Raw genomic sequence first — 18249 nt, 5'->3', positions numbered from 1 at the left:
TCCCGCAGTCATCTCGCGCAGCGCTTTCGGGGTCGTCGGGAAAACCGGCCTTGTGCCTGTTGCTGCATACTCGAGCTTCATTGAATTCCCACTCGGATTATGCATATTCAATCAATCGCAGTCTGTCGGCAAATGGCTGAACCGGCGTCAGATCATCAGATGGCTGACGTAGGGCTTTTCCTACGCTGATCAATTACTCGAATGCACGCATACCCATTCTGCAGCGATTGCAGTACGCTCGAATCGGTGTCCGCTCCGGATTGCCTGATGGAGTTGTTTCTCGATCATGAAGCCCGATTGCACACAACCGAACCTGCCCGTACCCGATGCAGCATGCGGACCAAAGCCGGCGGGGCAACAAGGCGCCGCCCCGCTGCAGGGCGCCGTCGATGCGCTGGAGCACCAGTTGCTGGAGCATCAGGTCGAGCTCCAGGCGCAGACCGAGGCCCTGCACGACATCGAGCGTGAATTGAAGGCGTCGCGCGATCGGTACATCAGCCTGTTCGAGCACGCGCCGACCGCCTACCTCTTGCTCGACGAGAAGGGCCGCATTTCCGAACTCAATCTGCCGGCTGCCGCCCTGCTCGGAAGTGATCGCCGTAGATTGCTCCATCGTCGTTTCAGCCAGTTTCTTCACGCCGATGCGACCGATACCTGGCGCCGATTTCTCCGCAACGATCTGAAGCATGCCGACACGCACACCTGTGAGCTGAAACTGCGACACAGTGACGGCGACGGCTTCTGGGCGCGCCTGGTCGGCCACCGCCACCTGGAGAAGGGAGGAAAGCGGGTGCTGCGGATCGCGCTCGAAGACATCAGCGAGCGCAAGCTGCTGGAGCAGGCGCTACAGGAGAAGGAGCGCTACCAGCGGGCGCTGCTCGACAACTTCCCGTTCATGGTGTGGCTCAAGGACACGGAAGGCCGCTTTCTCGCCGTCAACAGGGCGTTTGTCAATTCATTCGGCGGCGATCGAGCCGAGGACTTTGTCGGCAAGACCGATTTCGACCTCGTTCCGCCAGCGCTGGCCGAAGCCTATCAAGCCACCGACCGGGAGGTCCTCGCTTCACGCCGGCAGATCATGCTCGAGGAGGAGACCCACAACAAAGGCAGGTCGACCTGGTCAGAGACCTACAAGGCGCCCGTGCTCGACCAGCATGGCAATCTGCTCGGCACCGTGGGTTTCGCACGCGAAATCACTGCACGCAAGGAGGCCGAGACCGCACTCCTGCACATGAACGACGTGCTCGAAGAAGAGGTCGCCGAACGCACCGCGGAAGTGGATGCGAGCGCCCTGGCCCTGTCCGAGTCGGAGCGGTTTTTCCGCGCAACGATCGATGCACTGCCTTCGATCCTGTGCGTGCTGGACGAGAACGCCAGCATCGTCACGGTCAACAAGGCATGGCGGGAGTTCGCGGTAGCCAACAGCGGCGACTCCGGCGCGGTCAGCGAAGGAGCCAACTATCTCGCCGTGTGCGACGCTGCGGCAAGACGTGAGCACGGAAGCGCCCTTGCGGTGGCAAACGGCATTCGTGACGTCCTGGCTGGAAAGCAGAAATCGTTCGTGCTGGAGTACGAGTGCAGCACACCTACCCAGGTGCGCTGGTATGAAGTCACGGTCTCGCGCTTTCCCGGTGACGGACCGGTACGCCTGGTCGTGGTGCATGACAACATCACCCGGCGCAAGGAACTGGCGACCGCGCAGCGTGAAGCATCCCAGCGCCTGCAACGTCTTGCAGCGCACCTGGAGTCCGTGCGCGAGGAACAAAGCACCCGGATCGCGCGCGAGGTGCACGACGAACTGGGCGGCACGCTGACCATGCTCAAGCTCAGTCTGGTGACGACGATCGACAACCTGGCGACCTTCTCGCCGATGGTGAGCCAGTTGCAGGGCATGGTCGAACAAGTGGATGCAGCCCTGCACACGGTCAAGCGCATCTCCACCCATCTGCGCCCCGCCATGCTCGACACCCTCGGCCTGCTCGCGACGATCGAGTGGCATGCCGGACAGTTCTCGCGCATGACCGGCATCGAGGTGGAGTTGCACATGCCGGACTATGTCCGCCTGTCGGCTGAGGCCAGTACCGCGGTGTTCCGTATCGTCCAGGAAGGGCTGACCAACATTGCCAAGCACTCGGGGGCGAAAAAGGTGAGCATCACCATGATCAAGCGCAAGGGGAACCTGATCCTTCGGCTGCAGGACAACGGCAAGGGACTGCCGAAGGACAGCCTGCGCAAGCACGACTCGTTTGGACTGATCGGCATGCTCGAACGTGCGCAGCACCTTGGCGGTGAGCTGACACTGACCGGCACGCCACAGACTGGAACCCAGTTGATGCTGCGCCTTCCGCTCGACGCGGGCGCCACGCCGGCGATTCAGGGAGAGGGCTGAACATGGTCAGAGTTGTCATCGTCGACGACCACGCGGTGGTGCGCAGCGGCCTGCGCCAGTTCCTGGTCGCAACCGACGACTTCGAGGTCGCGGCCGAAGCCGCAACAGGTGGCGAGCTGCTTGCGCTGGTGGGTTCGACCGAGGCGGACGTCGTGCTGCTCGACATCACCCTGCCCGACATGAATGGACTCGAAGTGCTCAAGCGCATCAAGCTGGTCCGCCCCGGCCTGCCGGTGCTGATCTTCAGCATGTTCGCCGAGGACGAGTTCGCGATGCCGGCGCTGCACGCAGGCGCGGCGGGCTACCTGAACAAGGACAGTCCGCCCACGCAGATCCTGAGCGCAATTCGCACCGTCGTGGGGGGAGGCCGTTACATCAGCCCGGCACTGGCCGAGCGATTGATCGACGGCACGATCAATGGGGCGCGGCGCCTGCCGCACGAGACGCTGTCACCGCGCGAGATGTCCGTCATGCTGCTTCTGAGCAAGGGCGTTTCGCTTACCAGAATCGGTGAACAGTTGCATCTGAGCGTGAAGACAATCAGCACCTACCGCTCGCGCATCCTGGAAAAGCTGAACATGCAGTCCAACGCCGAAATCACGCGCTACGTGCTGGAGCACAAGCTGGGGCCTGACTGACAGCGCACACGGCGCAAGCCCGAAGGCCTGCGCCGTGTGCGCGTAAAACGGCCTTCACACGGCCTTACTTGCTGACCTCATGACCGATGATGCCGCCGACCGCGGCGCCACCGACGGTGCCAACCGCGCTGCCACCGGTGAGCACTGCACCACCGACCGCGCCGACACCTGCGCCGACGGCTGTGTTCTTGTCCTGATTCGACATGCCGGCACACCCTGCGAGGCCGAGCAGCATCGCGGCTGCGACCGTACCGACGGCTAATCTGTGCATTGTTCTCATGGCATTACTCCTTGATCTGATGAAGCGGGAAGTGATGCCTTGGCGGATTACGCTGGTCATGCACCTCACTTCGCCAAAGGCTGCGGGGATCAGCAAGGATGCATCGCATCGCTGGAAAATCCCGCGCGCCCGTCGGCTCGGATAACGTCATCGTGAGGCCGGGCGCCGATCGCGTCTGTCTGCTGCCGCACATAACGCCCTCTCGAGACGTGTCGCCGTCCACCCGGCGCCCGGACCGGGACTCACCACGGCCACTTCCAGTTGCGGATCTCGGGCATGTCCTCGCCATGGCGCTCGATGTACTCCTTGTGCTCCACCAGGCGGTCGCGCATCGCCTGCTTGATGTGCGGCGCGCGCGCGCGCATCTTCGGCACCCGGTCCATGACGTCGGACACGAGGTGGAAGCGGTCGAGGTCGTTGAGCACCACCATGTCGAAGGGCGTGGTGGTGGTGCCCTCTTCCTTGTAGCCGCGCACATGCAGGTTGGCGTGGTTGCTGCGACGGTATGCCAGGCGGTGGATCAGCCAGGGGTAGCCGTGATAGGCAAACAGGATCGGGCGGTCGCGGGTGAACAAGGCATCGAAGTCCTTGTCGGTCAGGCCGTGGGGGTGCTCCTCCTTGGGCTGCAGCGTCATCAGGTCGACGACGTTGATCACGCGCACCCTTAGATCGGGCGCGAGTTCGCGCAGCAGCGCCACCGCGGCCAGGGTCTCGAGCGTCGGCACATCGCCGCAGCAGGCCATGACGACGTCGGGTTCGCTGGCCTGATCGACGCCAGCCTCCCCACCGCCCTGCCAGTCGTTGCTGGCCCATTCCCAGATGCCGATGCCGGTGCTGCAGTGCTTGACCGCCGCGTCCATCGACAGCCACTGCGGCGCCGGCTGCTTGCCGGCGACGATGACGTTGATGTCGTTGCGGCTCCTGAGGCAATGGTCGGCCACCGCCAGCAGCGTGTTGGCGTCGGGTGGCAGATAGACGCGGATGATGTCGGCCTTCTTGTTCACCACGTGGTCGATGAAGCCCGGGTCCTGGTGCGAGAAACCGTTGTGGTCCTGACGCCAGACGTGCGAGGTGAGCAGGTAGTTGAGCGAGGCGATCGGCCGCCGCCACGGGATCTCCATGCTCGTGACCTTGAGCCACTTGGCATGCTGGTTGAACATCGAGTCGATGATGTGGATGAAGGCCTCGTAGCACGAGAAGAAGCCGTGGCGACCGGTGAGCAGGTAGCCCTCGAGCCAGCCCTGGCACATGTGCTCGGACAGCACCTCCATGACCCGCCCGTCGGGGGCGAGATGGTCGTCGCCGTCGACGCGCTCGGCCATCCAGGCGCGGTCGGTGACCTCGAACAGCGCACCCAGCCGGTTGGAGGAGGTCTCGTCCGGGCCGAACACGCGGAAGTTGTCCGGGTTGTGCACGATGACGTCGCGAAGGTAGGTGCCCAGCACCCGGGTGGCTTCGGCGTCTTCCTGGCCGGGGCGCGCCACCGCCACCGCATAGTCGCGGTAATCGGGCAGGCGCAGCTCGCGCAGGCGCAGGCCGCCATTGGCATGCGGGTTGGCGCCCATACGGCGCTCACCTACCGGCGCCAGCGCGGCCAGCTCTGAAATGAGTGCGCCCGCCGCATCGAACAGCTCCTCGGGGCGATAGCTTTCCATCCACTCCTGCAACAGGCGCACGTGCTCGGGCTTGCTGGCCATGTCCGACAGCGGCACCTGGTGCGAGCGCCACGAGCCTTCGGTCTGCTTGCCATCCACCGAACGCGGCCCGGTCCAGCCCTTGGGGCTGCGCAGGATGATCATCGGCCAGCGTGGCCGGCTCGGGTCGCGGCCCCCCGCGCCTTCGCCCTCGCCTCCTCCCTCGCGTGCACGGCGCTGGATGGCGCGGATCTCGGCCACCACCGTGTCGACCGCGGCGGCCATGTCCTGGTGCATCTGTGCGGGGTCGTCGCCCTCGACGAAATACGGCGTGTAGCCATAGCCGAGGAAGAGCTGTTCCAGTTCCTCGTGGCTGATCCGCGCCAGCACGGCCGGGTTGGCGATCTTGTAGCCGTTAAGGTGCAGGATGGGCAGCACCGCGCCGTCGGTGACCGGATTGAGGAACTTGTTCGAATGCCACGCCGCGGCCAGCGGCCCGGTCTCGGCCTCACCATCGCCGACCACGCAGCAGGCGATGAGATCGGGGTTGTCGAAAACGGCGCCGTAGGCGTGCACCACCGCATAGCCGAGTTCGCCACCCTCGTGGATGGAGCCCGGGGTTTCCGGGGCGACGTGGCTGGGAATGCCACCGGGAAAGGAGAACTGACGGAACAGCCGGCGCATGCCCTCCTCGTCGCGTGACACATTGGGATAGAGCTCGCTGTAGCTGCCCTCGAGCCAGGTACTGGCCACCAGCGCCGGCCCGCCGTGCCCTGGCCCGGCGAGGTAGATCATGTCGAGGTCGTCACGCCGGATGACCCGGTTCATGTGCGCGTAGATGAAGTTGAGCCCGGGGGTCGTACCCCAGTGCCCGAGCAGCCGCGGCTTGATGTGCTCGAGGCGCAAGGGCTCTTTCAGCAAAGGGTTGTCGAGCAGGTAGATCTGCCCGACCGAGAGGTAGTTGGCCGCGCGCCACCAGGCGTCGATATGGCTCAGTTCCACGGCAGACAGCGGGAAAACATTCTTGGACATCGATGGCCTCACACGAGTATTGCGTTCTCCTCCGGGCGTCAGCGACACCCATCAGTCGATCGACTGTTTCACTATAGGCCACCACCCGCCCCATCATCGACAATCTGAAAGAAACGAAAAAAGCCTTGACTCTCAGCGGGATGAGGCCACACTGGGCTTGCGTGCTGCGGCGCAACATAAATGCCGGAGACGGGACAGTAGCCATCCATGCACTGTCCCGCACCAGGCTAATTCACGCAGACATTCCCACAAGGAAGACCCAATGCAAGCTGCCACCACTGAACAGAAGCGCACCGCCCAGACCTACACCAATGCAGTTGGAGCGCTGTCCGAGATCGCCTTCTCCAGCGTCGAGCGCCTGAGCGCGCTTAACCAGAAACTGGCCCGTGCTGCAATGCAGGACTGCCTGGCAGCATCGAACGATCTGCTCGCCGTCCGCGACGTGAATGCGCTGCAGAACCTGCAGACCTCGGCGACCGCGCCGGTCGTCGCGCAGCTTGCAGACTATCTGCGCAGCGTGCAGGAGATCGCCACCAAGTCCCAGCAGCAGGCGGGCGAGGTGTTCAAGAACTACTTCGGCACGCTCGGTCTGGGTTCGAACGCCAGCGCAAACATGCAGGCCGGATTCGACATGCTGTCCAAAATGACCCGCCAGACGCGGGACATGATGGACGCCAACATCAAGACCGCGGGCGAGGCAGGCGAAAAGCTGGGCCGCCAGGCCAAGGACATCGTGGACACCAACGTCAAGGCAGCAGGCGAGGCAGGCGACAAGCTGGCCGCGTCCATGACGCCGAACCCCAAGAAGGCTGCGTAAGCCAGGCCTTCTGCACCCCGCATCACGAAGCCCCGCTGGTCGGGGCTTTTTCGCTACCTATTTCGCCATCATTTGGCCAGGCCGGCCTGTGCGAGAATCGCCGCCTACCTCTGCCTTAAACAAGGAACATCCATGACCACCACCACACTGCAACGCACGCGACGCAACGACCGGCCCGCCCCTGACGCCTCCAACGCCGCCACCGCACAGCCCCACCCGACGGCAGCCGCCATGCACAACGACCCCCTGCTGATGTGGACTGCGCTCGCCAACCAGGCCAGCGAGATGATGTTCGCCTCCGCAGAGGTCATCAGCCACCGCACCGGGCGCATGGCAGTGGCCGGCGCTGCGCCGAGCGCCGACGACATGGATGAATTCAGCCTGATGACGCAGGAAAAGTTCGAAGCCGCTGCCGAATCATCCTCGTCGGTGACCGCACATTGGCTGCAGTTGAACCAGCAGTTGTGGACGCAGATGTTCACGCAACTGCAGGCCGGCATGACGGCGATGATGTCGGCTGCGACCAGCTCGAACCTGGCTGAATCGATGGCGCACCACGCCACGCTGTTCGCGGCGATGTCGCCCAGCGCCGATACGCAAGCGCAGTTCTCCAACGCCGCCGCCGACCTCACCCGCCGCGCGCTCGAGCCGCTGCATGCCCGCGCCACCGCCAACGCCGTGCGGCTCGGCCGGCACAAGGCTGCAGCAGATGGCACATCATGAAAATGATGCCCCCCAAAACGCACATCGGCGCGTACCCGCGATGAGCGAGCCGGTCAGTCTCGATCGCACGCATCCGCCAAGCGGTGTGTCCGACCAGTTCGCGCGCGCCTTCACCCGGCTGCTGCGCTTCTTCGCCGATACCTTCTTCGCGCAGCGCTACGGGCACCGCGCGATCGTCCTCGAGACGGTCGCGGCAGTCCCCGGCATGGTGGGCTCGACGCTGCAGCACCTGAAGGCGCTGCGCAACATGTCCGACGACGAGGGCTGGATTCGCGTGCTGCTGGACGAAGCCGAGAACGAGCGCATGCACCTGCTCACCTTCGTCGAGATTGCAAAGCCGACCCGCCTCGAGCGCTGGCTGATCATCCTTGCCCAAGGCATCTTCTACAACCTGTTCTTCATGCTGTATCTGATCTCGGCGCGCACCGCGCATCGGGTCGTGGGCTACTTCGAAGAGGAAGCGGTGATCAGCTACTCGGAATACCTCGCCCAGGTCGAGGCCGGCCACCACGAGAACGTGCCCGCGCCAAGACGTGCGATCGAGTACTGGAACCTGTCCCCGGATGCTCGCCTGACGGACGTCATCATTGCCGTGCGGGCCGACGAAGCCGGGCACCGCGACGTCAACCACGCCTTTGCCGACCAGCTTGGCGCGCGCGCCTGAAGAAAGGTCTCCAGCGTCAGCCGAAACACAGCGGCGCGCCGCGTGGCCTTATAATGCGCGGTTTCCCAGATTCCGCCGGAGCCTCGCACATGGAAGCCGAACGCCAGAACGCCCTCGCCGAAAAACTCGCCGACCTCGCCGCCCGCGGTCGCGAACTACGGAGGTATCTTTGACTACGATGAAAAAGCATCGAAGCTCGAGGAAGTAAACCGCGCCCTGGAAGACCCGGCGGTGTGGAACAACGCCGAGCGCGCGCAGGAACTCGGCAAGGAAAAGCGCCAGCTCGAAGACGTGGTGCTGACGCTGCAGAAGATCGACGCCCAGTCGCGCGACCTCAAGGACCTCTATGAGCTCGCCGAGGCCGAGGACGACGACGACACCTTCGAGGCGGTCGAAGCCGACCTCGTCGGGTTGCAGGGCGCGATCGAGAACCTCGAGTTCCGCCGCATGTTCAGCAATCCGATGGACCCGAACAACTGCTTCATCGAGATCCAGGCCGGCGCCGGCGGCACCGAAGCCCAGGACTGGGCAGGCATGCTCGAGCGCATGTACCTGCGTTACGGCGAGAAGAAAGGCTTCACCGTCGAGCTGCTGGAAGAAACCGAGGGCGAAGTCGCCGGCATCAAGAACTGCACGATCAAGTTCAGTGGCGAGTACGCCTACGGCTTCCTGCGCACCGAGACCGGCATCCACCGCCTGGTGCGCAAGTCGCCGTTCGACTCGAACGCCCGCCGCCACACCAGCTTCACCTCGGTGTTCGTGTTTCCGGAGGTCGACGACTCGATCCAGATCGACATCAACCCCGCCGACCTGCGCGTCGACACCTACCGCGCGTCCGGCGCCGGCGGCCAGCACATCAACAAGACCGACTCCGCGGTGCGCATCACCCACGAGCCGACCGGCATCGTGGTGCAGTGCCAGAACGACCGCTCGCAGCACAAGAACAGGGCCGAGGCCATGTCGATGCTGAAGGCGCGCCTGTACGAGGCCGAGTTGCGCAAGCGCCAGTCCGAGCAGCAGAAGCTGGAAGACTCCAAGAGCGACATCGGCTGGGGCCACCAGATCCGCAGCTACGTGCTCGACCAGTCGCGCATCAAGGACCTGCGTACCAACTACGAGGTCGGCAACACCCAGGCGGTGCTCGACGGCGACCTGGACGACTTCATCGCGGCGAGCCTGAAGCAGGGCGTGTAAGGCGAAGGCGTTCACCGCTTGACTGACCCCTTCCTCTCCGACTTCCTCGCCCCCGGCGTGGACGCCGACGAAGTGCCCGAGCTGGCGGCGCTGGCGTCGGCGCGTCCGCTGCTCGACGCCTTCATCACGCTGTTTCGCGGCACCGAGGCCGAGGTGCTGATGCGGCTCCTGGTGCTGCGCGAGATCGGCCGCCAGGCCGACGCCCCGCGCTGGTCGCCCGAGGCGCTGCGCGCGCGCTTCACCTACCTCGAGCCGGTCAAGCTCGAGACGGTGCTGAAGCGCCTGCGCGACAACGCCCTGCTGACGATCGGCGAGGACGGCCACTACGCGCTGTCCGACATTGGCCGCAACGCAGTGGCGGCGATCGCGATGCTGCTGCGCTTTGGCGAGGACGAGGACGCCGAGCTGGGCTTTCTGACCGCCCAGTTGGCCGGCCTGCAGGCGGTGGGCAGCCTCACGCCCGAAGCGCTCGGCCACCTGCTCTCCAAGCTCAACGACCTCACCTGGCACTTCGAGGAGGCGATCGCCTCCGGCTCCGAGTTCCGCATCCTCGACGCCCGCCGCCGCCTGTCGGCCAACGGGCGCTGGCTCGAGCGCGGCACCGACATCCTCAACGCGCTGCTGGCAGACCCCGAGGTCGACTTCGACATCGCGCGCATCGCGCAGCGTATCGGGCTGGCGCAGTCGCGGCTGGCGCGGGTGGATGCTGCCTTTCAGCGTGCGCTGAACAAGATCGAATCGCAGCGCGTGACGCTGGGCGCCTCCGGCATCTCGTCCTCGGACGTCGCCGCCTGGCTGCGCAGCCTGGATGCAAATGCGGTCGCCGGCCTGGTACTGGATGCCTTCGCCGCGGTGCCCGAATTGCCGCTGCTCGCCGGCGGCCACGAACTGCTCGACCGCGCCGAGGCCCTGCTCGAAGGCAGCAGCGTTACCAGCGACGCCGACGCCGGCCTGCCGCCGCCCGACTTTGCCGGCACCGAGATCGCGCTGCAGGCCGAAGACCTGCGCCTGCTCGAACACTTCACCCACCGCCTGGAAGCCCTGCCCGCGCCCCAGCCGCTGCATCACGTGGTCGCCGGCGGTGGCTTTGCGCCCGCCAGCTACCGGCTGTCGCTGCTCGCCCTGCTCGCGGATGGTGCGGGTTCTGGTGCGCAAGCCGGGCCCGAGGAGGGCCCGGTCGGCAGCTTCATGCGCCTGCCGGTCGAGGTCGAGTTCGGCGACACGCTGACCGCGGTCGGCGAAGACGAGATCGCCGCGATGACGCTCGGCGAAGTCCGCCCGCGCACACGCCCGCTAGAGCCCGTCTCCGCCCCTTCCGCTCCGACCGCAGACCTCGCGCTGACCGCGGCCGCCGCCGCGCCCCGCCCCCCGGTGGTCTGAACCCACCATGAGCCAGGATTTCCGCGCCCGCCATGGAACATGAACTCAAGACCCTCACCGCCCGCCTGCTCGCGCAGCGCTGGCTGCCGCGCAACGACAAGCTGGTGCGGCGCGCGCTGGTCGACGAGACTTTCCGCTTCGAGCTCGACCGCCGCCTCGCCGACGTCGGCCTGCGCCTGCTCGACAATCCCTACGCCGCGCATGTCGGCGTCGCGCTCGAGCCCGAGCTCGCCGAGCCTGTGTTCGGCGCGGGCCGCGAATACGCCGCCAGCAACCTCGGCATCACGCGCGACGAAATTGCGCTGCTGGTGATCATCTGGGCGCTGATCGTGCTGCCCAAGCGCGAACGCCAGGTCACCCGCCGCGAACTCGTCGACGACGGCCAGTCCGACCTCTTCGGCGGCGCCGACAAGCCGGTGGCGCATGGCGAGACAGTCTCGGGCGCGCTCACCGAAGCCTCGCTGATCGCCGACTTCGGCCCGCGCCTGGGCGGTCGCACCAAGGTACGCAACTTCATGCTCGGCAAGCTCGCTCGCCTCGGCTTCATCGAGCGCCGCAACGGCCTGATCACCGAAGGCCCGCTGCTCGACCTCGCGCTCGACTACCGCGTGCTGGCCGACCGCATCATCCACGGCACGCTCGGCGAAGTGCTCGCCACCGCCGGCCAGGCGCTGCCCGAAACCAACGCTTTTGCTCAGGTCGACATCCTCGCCGAGGCGCTGCCCGACGACCACACGGTGGAAGAGAACTGATCGACATGCCCCTGCCCATCATCGACCCCGCGCGCTACGAGGACCAGCTCGCCACCAAGCTCGCGCGCTACCGCGCCGACTTCGCCGAGTTCGACCTGCCCGAGCCGCAGGTCTTCCGATCCGCACCGCTGCACTACCGCCTGCGCGCCGAGTTTCGCCTGTGGCACCACGACGGCCGCATCGACTACGCCATGTTCGACAGCGCCGACCCGAAGCAGCCGATCCTGGTCGACAGCTTCCCGCCCGCCGCCGAACCCATCGCTACCCTGATGCCGCGCCTGCGCGACGCCCTCCAGGCCAGCGAAGCCCTGCGCAGCAAGATCTTCCAGGTCGACTTCCTCGCCACGCTGAGCGGCGAGTGCCTGGTCAGCCTCATCTACCACCGCCCGCTCGACGAGGCTTGGGAAGCCGCGGCACGCACGCTCGCTGCGGACCTGAACATCCAGCTCATCGGCCGAAGCCGCAAGCAGAAGATCGTGCTCGGACGCGACTGGGTGCAGGAGGTGCTGGCGGTCGATGGCCAACGGCTGCGCTTCCAGCAGTTCGAAGGCAGCTTCACCCAGCCCAACGGCGAGGTGAATCAGCACATGCTGGGCTGGGCGCGCGCGCAGGCAAAGCGCGTCGGCGCCCGCCCGCAAGGCCCGGGCGACCTGCTCGAGCTCTACTGCGGCAACGGCAACTTCACCGTGGCGCTGGCGCCGCTGTTCGGGCGCGTGCTCGCCACCGAGATGAGCAAGACCTCGGTCAATGCCGCGCACACCAACCTCGCCGACAACAATGTGGCCAACGTGACCCTGGTGCGCATGGCGAGTCAGGAGATCAGCGACGCGCTCGCCGGCGGGCGCGAGTACCGCCGCATGCAGGGCGTGAACCTGGCCAGTTACCGCTTCTCGACGCTGTTTGTCGACCCGCCGCGCGCCGGCCTGGACGAGGGCACGATCGCGCTGGCGAAGGGCTTCGACAACATCCTCTACATCTCCTGCAATCCCGAGACGCTGCGCGCCAACGTCGCCGCGCTGTCGGCGACCCACCGCATCGACGCGGCCGCCGCCTTCGACCAGTTCCCCTACACCCACCACCTCGAGTGCGGGCTGCTGCTGCAGAAGCGATGACGATGACGACCGCCCGTGGGAGCGGGCTTGCCCGCGAATACATCTGCCGAGCAGGCGATGTTCGCGGGCAAGCCCGCTCCCACAGCAGCTCCCACAGCAGCTCCCACAGCAGCTCCCACAGCAGCTCCCACAGCAGCTCCCACAGCAACGAGACATCGCCCTCGGGCGTCACCCATCAAGACTGACACCCCATGTTCCACATCAAGACCCTCGAGCTCGTGCACTGGGATTTCTGGCGCCGCTTCTCGCTGCCGCTGGACGCGCAGATCGTCACCATCGTCGGCCCCAACGGCTCGGGCAAGACCACGCTGCTCGACGCGCTGCGCACGCTGTTCGCGCTGCGCTGCTCGGGCAAGCGCGACTTCCGCCGCTACGTGCGCCGCGCTGATCGCAGCTTCGCGTGGATCCGCGCGGTGGTCGCCAACCAGCCGGGACACAGCGGCAAGCGCCCGTTCTTCCCCTGCCTCGCCGACGAGGTCACGCTCGCCTGCCGCATCCGCAAGGCCGGTGGCGACTGGATCCGCGACTACGCCATCGTCGACGGCAACCTGTCGATCGAGGCGCTGGAAACCACCAACGACTGGATCGGCCTGCGCGACTACCAGCACCGCCTGGCCTGGGGCGGGCTGACGCCGGCGATCACCAAGGTGCTGGCGCTCGAACAGGGCGACACCGACAAGCTGTGCGAATACTCGCCCAAGGCGCTGCTCGAGCTCGTGTTCGACGTCTTCGGCGACAAGGAGGTGCTGGACAACTACCAGGCCGCGCGCGAGGAACAGAAATCCGCCGAGCGCGAACTCGGCGAGCTCGGCATCGACCTCGAGCGCCTGAAGACCCAGGCCGAGGAGAAGAAGGCCGAGGCCAACCGCTATCTGGAGTGGAAGCAGCTCGCCGACGAGGTGCAGGCGCTGGAGGCCGAGATTGTGCCGCGCCTGGAGATCGCCGAACTGGAGCGCGAGATCGCCAGCGAGCGCGAGGCGCTGCAGCGCGTCGGCCGCGAACGCAGCGACAAGCTCGTGGAGCAGCGCGAATCGCGCCAGCGCCTGGAGGCGGTGCGCGTCGAGCAGGACGCCGCGCAGGCCGAGCGCAAGCGCCTGAAGGAATCCGACAGCGCTTCCGAGCAGCGCTACCTCGGCGCCCACGACCGCGTGCGCGACCTCGACAAGCTGCTCGAAGAGCGTGACGCCCTGCGCGCCCAGCTCGCCAGCGAACACGGCGCCGACGCGGTCGCACTGGAGAAGGAGCACGAGGACGCCGACACCGTGCTCGCCACCCTGCGTCGCAAGGAGCGCGAACTCGTCGCTGCCTTCGAGGACAAGACCGGCACCCTGCGCGCCGAGCGCAACCGCGCCGGCCCGCCGGGCGACACCGAGGTGGCGCGCTTCCGCGTGAAGCTGAGTGCCGAGGGCATCGCGCACCACAGCCTCGCCGAGGTGGTCGAAGTGACCGACCCCGCCTGGCAGGCCGCGCTCGAGGCCATCCTGCGCCCCTACCGCCACCTTATCCTGCTCGAGCGCGAATCCGACCGCCACGCCGCGTGGGCGCTCGGCGAGCGTGAGCGCTTCCGTCACTTCATCGTCCCCGAGCGCGAGACCGCGCCGCCGCCGCGACCGATGAGCCTGGCCGAAGTGGTGGAATTTAGCGCCCCGGTGCCGCGCTGGCTCAGCGATCTGGTGAACCGCATCCGTCGCGTCGAGGACGCCGAGGCCGCGCGTGATCTGCCCCGCGAGCAGGAATGGATCACCCGCGACGGCTACCACCGCGAACGCCGCGGCGCCCGCCACCTCGGCCGGCCGCAGGAATTCCACTTCGGTGAGCTCGCCCGCCAGTCGCGCGTCAGCGCGTTGCAGGACGAGGTCGCCGGGCTGGACAAGCAACTGCAGGCGCTGCGCCCCAGAATCGATTCGGCGGCGGCAAAGCTCACCACGATCCGTCAGCGCCTGCTCGGCCTGCAGTCGGCGCAGCTGCTCGCCGCCCGCAGCGAGGCCTACGCCAGCGCCGAGGCCGAACTGCCCGCCGCACGCAAGGCGCTCACCGACGCGATCGGCGAACGCACCGAGACGCGCGGCGAGCTCGACCGCCTCACCGAAAAGCTGAACGGCATCCAGATCGAACTCGAGCGCCGCAACCGCGAACTCAAGGCCGTCGACCTGCGCCTGGCCGACATCGCGCGCGAGCACGGCCCACGCCGGCACGGGCAGGCCGAGCGCATTCTCAAGCTGCGCCGCCGCCGGCGCGGCATGCCGGCGCACTGGCTGGACGCGAACGAGCTCGCGCTGCTCGCCGACAAGTATGGCGACGCCCGTGGTGCGCGCCTGCAGCTCGAGCGCCTGCGCCGCCACCTCGACGAGGGCGACTGGATCACCGACGCCGCCGTGCTGGTGGTGCGCGACCGCCTCGGCGCCGACGTCGCGCTGCGCGAGCGTGACTACCTCAACCGCCAGGGCTACTGCACCACCGCGCGCCTGCACAGCGACAACGCGCGCGCGGCCTACATCGCCAAGCTGCGCGCCACCGTGCGCCAGTACGCCAAGAACCTCAAGGCGCTCGGCGAGCTCGCCAACGTCAACGTCGATTGCCCCACGCCGCACCTGGAAAACGAGGACCTCTCGCTCGCCCAGGCCGGGCTCGAGGTGCGCTTCGACTTCGACCGCAAGGGCGCGGTGGGGCTGAACGACGGCGAGGCCTCCGGCGGCCAGCAGGTCATGAAGTCGCTGATCCTCTTGATCGGCCTGTTGATGGACGAATCCCGCCCGGGCGGCTTCGTGTTCATCGACGAACCCTTCGCCCACCTCGACGTCGCCAACATCGACCGCGTCGGCACCTTCCTGCGCGCCACCCGCGCGCAGTACCTGATCACCACCCCGGTCACCCACAACGCCAACGTCTTCGCCCCGGCGCAGCTCACGCTGGTCACACGCAAGAAGCAGCCCGGCACCGACTGGGCGCCGCCGATCGGGGTGCTGCAGCGGGCGGTGGATTGAGGACTACCGCCTGGGGCACAGCCAAGCAAACGGGTCGAAACGCGCTCAGCGTTCCAGCAGCGCGTCGGCCGGGGCGCCGATGCGCACGTTACCCCAGTGGCGCCCGTTGACCGTGATCGGCATGGCGATGTCGCACAGCACCTCGCCGGTGTCACGCAGATAGGTCTGCAGCAGCATCGGCTCGGTGTTGCGCGCGGCGCGCAGCTCGGGCGGACGCTCGAACTTGCGGCAGGTGCGATTCCCGACCAGGTCCTTCTCGGGGTCGCCGGTCAGCGGCTTGGAAAAACGCGTGTTGTGCGCCGACAGATAGCTGTCGGTATTGACCGCCACCGCGAATGCCGCGCCGCGTGCGCGTTCCAGGCTCTCGTCGAGGATGCGCTGGCAGCGGCGGGTGAATTCGTCACCCCAGCTCACCTTGAACTTGGGCGGATTGGTGCCTGCCACCGGGCGATAGCTGCGGTCGAAGACGTCGACGCGCGCCACGGCCATCTGCTCGAGTTCGCCCTGGACGCGGTCGCGGAAGCTGCGCGTCTCGTTCACCAGTTGGTCGAAGGCGCCACTGCCGATCTTGAAGCGCGACACCAGCTCCTGGACAGCCTCGGTGGACTTGGTGAGGCCGAGCGTGCGCTGTTCGCAGTTGTCCATCTGCCCAGCCACCTCGGTGGACAAGTGATGGATTTCGGTTACGTTCGCGTGCACATGCGCGTTGGTCTCGGTCAGCGAGGCCATGCCACCGGCGATCTGGGTCAGTTGTCCGCCAGTGCGCTCGAACTCGCCCACCATGTGCTCGAACTGCGCCGCCGAGCGCGTGACCACGTCGCGTGTCTGCTCGACGTCGTCGTTGATGACGTCGTTTTCGGCGCGGGTCTCGCCCACCAGATCGAGCATGCCGTTGATGTTGCCGACGATCTCCTGCGTGGCCTGGTTCACCCGCTCGGCCAGCTTGCGCACCTCGTCTGCCACCACCGCGAAGCCACGTCCCGCCTCGCCTGCACGTGCCGCCTCGATCGCGGCGTTGAGCGCGAGCAGGTTGGTCTGGTCGGCGATCTCGCGGATCAGCGAGGCGATCTGCTTGACGCTCTCGGAGCGCTGCGACAGGTCATCGACCGTGTGATTGAAGCGCTGCAGCTTCTCGCTCACGGCGTTGATCTTGGAGGCGATGTTGCGCACCTCATCGAGCGATTCGCGCGCGATGTCAAGGTTGCGCAGCGTCGACACGTCGATCTTGCGCGCGCTGTCCGACACCTCGCCGATGGCGGCGGTCGAGCGCGTGCTGGACTCGAACACGGTCTGCGTCATCTCGCCCTGGCGGCGGGCATCCTGCGCAGAGCGCTCGACGCCGAGCTTCACCTGCACCGCCTCGCGGGCGATGCTGACGCTCATCGTGCGCACCTTGTTGATGATCTCGCGCATCTTGGCGGCAAAGCGGTTGTAGCCCTCGCCCAGCTCGCGCAATTCGTCATGCGTGGTCAGCGGCAGGTCGCGGGAAAAGTCGCCTTCGCCGCGCGCGATCTCGTTGAAGATGCCGGTGATCACGCGGATCGGGCGCACGATGAGGTGCCGGAGGTAAAGAATCTGGGCGAGCATGAGGCACAGCGCCAGCGCGGACAGACCAAGCATCCAGTAAAGCCCGGCGTCGAACGCCGCTGCCACGCCGGCCAGCGTCGGCGCGGCAACCTCACCGGCCTGCAGGGCCGCGTCCACCGCTGCGCGCTGCTGCATCCAGATCGCCAGGTAGCCGAGGTTGACCACGAACAGCAGCATGAAGCTGAACAGCTTCTTGGTCAGCGAGTTCCAGAACGTGCGCTCGACCGACTCGTAGATTTCTTTGAATGCCTGCATGGTGCTTCGCTTGTGATGGGTGGATACCTGTTTCTTTATCGGTCCCTGACGCGGGGACTTTAGCCCTATATGCCCCCTGAGCGCTGGCGCAGGCGAACAACGAATCCGGAATTGCCCCGCCCTGCTTGCCCTGCCACAATCACGCCTTTGGCGCGGGCATCAGCGCGCGCTCACGCACTTTCCACCGAATCGAAGCAGACGCCATGTCCGACCAGACGAACATCCAGCCGCAGGACGAAAACCACCTCATCGCCGAACGCCGCGAGAAACTCGCCGCCTGGCGTGCCAGCGGCCGCGCCTTCCCCAACGATTTCTCGCGCGAGAACACCGCCGGCAAGCTCGACGAACTCTACGGCGACAAGGACGCCGACGCGCTGGAAGCTACCCCGGTCGAGGTCAAGGTGGCCGGGCGCATCATGCTGAAGCGCGTGATGGGCAAGGCGAGCTTCGTCACCATCCAGGATCTGTCGGGCCGCATCCAGCTCTACGTTCAGCGCGACGGCGTGGGTGAAGATGTGTACGCCCAGTTCAAGACCTGGGACATCGGCGACATCGTCGGCTGCGTCGGCACCGTGTTCAAGACCAAGACCGGCGAGCTCTCGGTCAAGGCCGCCGAGATCCGCCTGCTCACCAAGAGCCTGCGCCCGCTGCCCGACAAGTTCCACGGCCTCACCGACGTCGAGCAGAAATACCGCCAGCGCTACGTCGACATGATCATGAACGAGCAGACGCGCTTCACCTTCGTCGCGCGCAGCCGCATGGTGCAGTCGATCCGCAACTACATGACCGGCCACGGCTTCCTCGAGGT

14 protein-coding genes are annotated in these 18249 nt (G+C 66.5%); 11 read left to right on the top strand and 3 right to left on the bottom strand.

Annotation, left to right across the window (positions count from 1 at the left end; translation table 11 throughout):
* The first annotated feature begins 469 nt into the window (after positions 1–469).
* Together RBT54_RS02265 and RBT54_RS02260 are read left to right on the top strand one after the other, a co-directional pair.
* Positions 470–2389 carry a PAS domain S-box protein gene (locus tag RBT54_RS02265; protein ID WP_320363682.1) on the top strand — a complete coding sequence of 640 codons (1920 nt, stop codon included), beginning with the start codon at positions 470–472 and terminating at the stop codon, positions 2387–2389.
* Positions 2390–2391: 2 nt separating this feature from the next.
* Complete coding sequence (locus RBT54_RS02260; protein ID WP_320363680.1) at positions 2392–3027, top strand: response regulator transcription factor; 636 nt, start codon at positions 2392–2394, stop codon at positions 3025–3027.
* A gap of 64 nt (positions 3028–3091) precedes the next feature.
* Here the strand turns inward: RBT54_RS02260 and RBT54_RS02255 are convergent, their stop codons facing one another.
* Both RBT54_RS02255 and RBT54_RS02250 read right to left on the bottom strand, forming a co-directional pair.
* Positions 3092–3307, bottom strand: coding sequence for a glycine zipper 2TM domain-containing protein (locus RBT54_RS02255; RefSeq protein WP_320363679.1), 216 nt, complete (start codon positions 3305–3307; stop codon positions 3092–3094).
* Between the two features lie 242 nt (positions 3308–3549).
* Positions 3550–5973 (bottom strand): phosphoketolase family protein, encoded by a 2424-nt coding sequence (locus tag RBT54_RS02250; protein WP_320363677.1) that lies wholly within the window; start codon positions 5971–5973, stop codon positions 3550–3552.
* Positions 5974–6235: 262 nt separating this feature from the next.
* On the opposite strand from RBT54_RS02250, the gene RBT54_RS02245 reads away from it, so the two are divergent.
* From RBT54_RS02245 to RBT54_RS02210, 8 genes are all read left to right on the top strand, one after another.
* Entirely contained in the window at positions 6236–6790 is a 555-nt protein-coding gene (locus RBT54_RS02245) for a phasin family protein (RefSeq protein ID WP_320363675.1), read from the top strand.
* Positions 6791–6922: 132 nt separating this feature from the next.
* Complete coding sequence (locus RBT54_RS02240) at positions 6923–7513, top strand: polyhydroxyalkanoate granule-associated phasin (protein WP_320363673.1); 591 nt, start codon at positions 6923–6925, stop codon at positions 7511–7513.
* Positions 7514–7553: 40 nt separating this feature from the next.
* Positions 7554–8177: an alternative oxidase gene (locus RBT54_RS02235; RefSeq protein WP_320363671.1), complete on the top strand. Its 624-nt coding sequence runs from the start codon at positions 7554–7556 to the stop codon at positions 8175–8177.
* A gap of 89 nt (positions 8178–8266) precedes the next feature.
* Positions 8267–9371 (top strand): peptide chain release factor 2 gene (gene prfB, locus RBT54_RS02230; protein WP_320363669.1). Its coding sequence is split into 2 segments (ribosomal slippage): positions 8267–8347 and positions 8349–9371, totalling 1104 coding nucleotides; the frame shifts between segments, so codons are not numbered across the junction.
* A gap of 18 nt (positions 9372–9389) precedes the next feature.
* Positions 9390–10751: a hypothetical protein gene (locus RBT54_RS02225; RefSeq protein ID WP_320363667.1), complete on the top strand. Its 1362-nt coding sequence runs from the start codon at positions 9390–9392 to the stop codon at positions 10749–10751.
* 32 nt (positions 10752–10783) lie between these two features.
* Positions 10784–11503: a hypothetical protein gene (locus RBT54_RS02220; RefSeq protein ID WP_320363665.1), complete on the top strand. Its 720-nt coding sequence runs from the start codon at positions 10784–10786 to the stop codon at positions 11501–11503.
* Between the two features lie 5 nt (positions 11504–11508).
* Complete coding sequence (gene trmA / locus RBT54_RS02215; protein WP_320363663.1) at positions 11509–12615, top strand: tRNA (uridine(54)-C5)-methyltransferase TrmA; 1107 nt, start codon at positions 11509–11511, stop codon at positions 12613–12615.
* Positions 12616–12806: 191 nt separating this feature from the next.
* Entirely contained in the window at positions 12807–15599 is a 2793-nt protein-coding gene (locus tag RBT54_RS02210) for an AAA family ATPase (RefSeq protein WP_320363661.1), read from the top strand.
* 45 nt (positions 15600–15644) lie between these two features.
* Here the strand turns inward: RBT54_RS02210 and RBT54_RS02205 are convergent, their stop codons facing one another.
* A complete protein-coding gene (locus tag RBT54_RS02205; protein ID WP_320363659.1) occupies positions 15645–17441 on the bottom strand; it encodes a methyl-accepting chemotaxis protein in 1797 nt (598 codons plus the stop codon).
* A 203-nt stretch (positions 17442–17644) separates the two neighbouring features.
* On the opposite strand from RBT54_RS02205, the gene RBT54_RS02200 reads away from it, so the two are divergent.
* On the top strand, positions 17645–18249 hold a 605-nt coding region (locus tag RBT54_RS02200), incomplete at its 3' end, for an OB-fold nucleic acid binding domain-containing protein (RefSeq protein ID WP_320363657.1).

The organism is Thauera sp. (genome assembly GCF_034003485.1).
Classification (GTDB): Bacteria; Pseudomonadota; Gammaproteobacteria; order Burkholderiales; family Rhodocyclaceae; genus Thauera.
This window is presented reverse-complemented; position numbering and strand designations above follow the sequence as displayed.

Bases quoted from the DNA above. Each gene is read 5' to 3' on its own strand.
- RBT54_RS02210 (WP_320363661.1), top strand. From the start codon at position 12,807: ATGTTCCACATCAAGACCCTCGAGCTCGTGCACTGGGATTTCTGGCGC.
- RBT54_RS02245 (WP_320363675.1), top strand. From the start codon at position 6,236: ATGCAAGCTGCCACCACTGAACAGAAGCGCACCGCCCAGACCTACACC.
- RBT54_RS02205 (WP_320363659.1), bottom strand. From the start codon at position 17,441: ATGCAGGCATTCAAAGAAATCTACGAGTCGGTCGAGCGCACGTTCTGG.
- RBT54_RS02240 (WP_320363673.1), top strand. From the start codon at position 6,923: ATGACCACCACCACACTGCAACGCACGCGACGCAACGACCGGCCCGCC.
- RBT54_RS02260 (WP_320363680.1), top strand. From the start codon at position 2,392: ATGGTCAGAGTTGTCATCGTCGACGACCACGCGGTGGTGCGCAGCGGC.
- RBT54_RS02235 (WP_320363671.1), top strand. From the start codon at position 7,554: ATGAGCGAGCCGGTCAGTCTCGATCGCACGCATCCGCCAAGCGGTGTG.
- RBT54_RS02250 (WP_320363677.1), bottom strand. From the start codon at position 5,973: ATGTCCAAGAATGTTTTCCCGCTGTCTGCCGTGGAACTGAGCCATATC.
- trmA (WP_320363663.1), top strand. From the start codon at position 11,509: ATGCCCCTGCCCATCATCGACCCCGCGCGCTACGAGGACCAGCTCGCC.
- RBT54_RS02220 (WP_320363665.1), top strand. From the start codon at position 10,784: ATGGAACATGAACTCAAGACCCTCACCGCCCGCCTGCTCGCGCAGCGC.
- RBT54_RS02255 (WP_320363679.1), bottom strand. From the start codon at position 3,307: ATGAGAACAATGCACAGATTAGCCGTCGGTACGGTCGCAGCCGCGATG.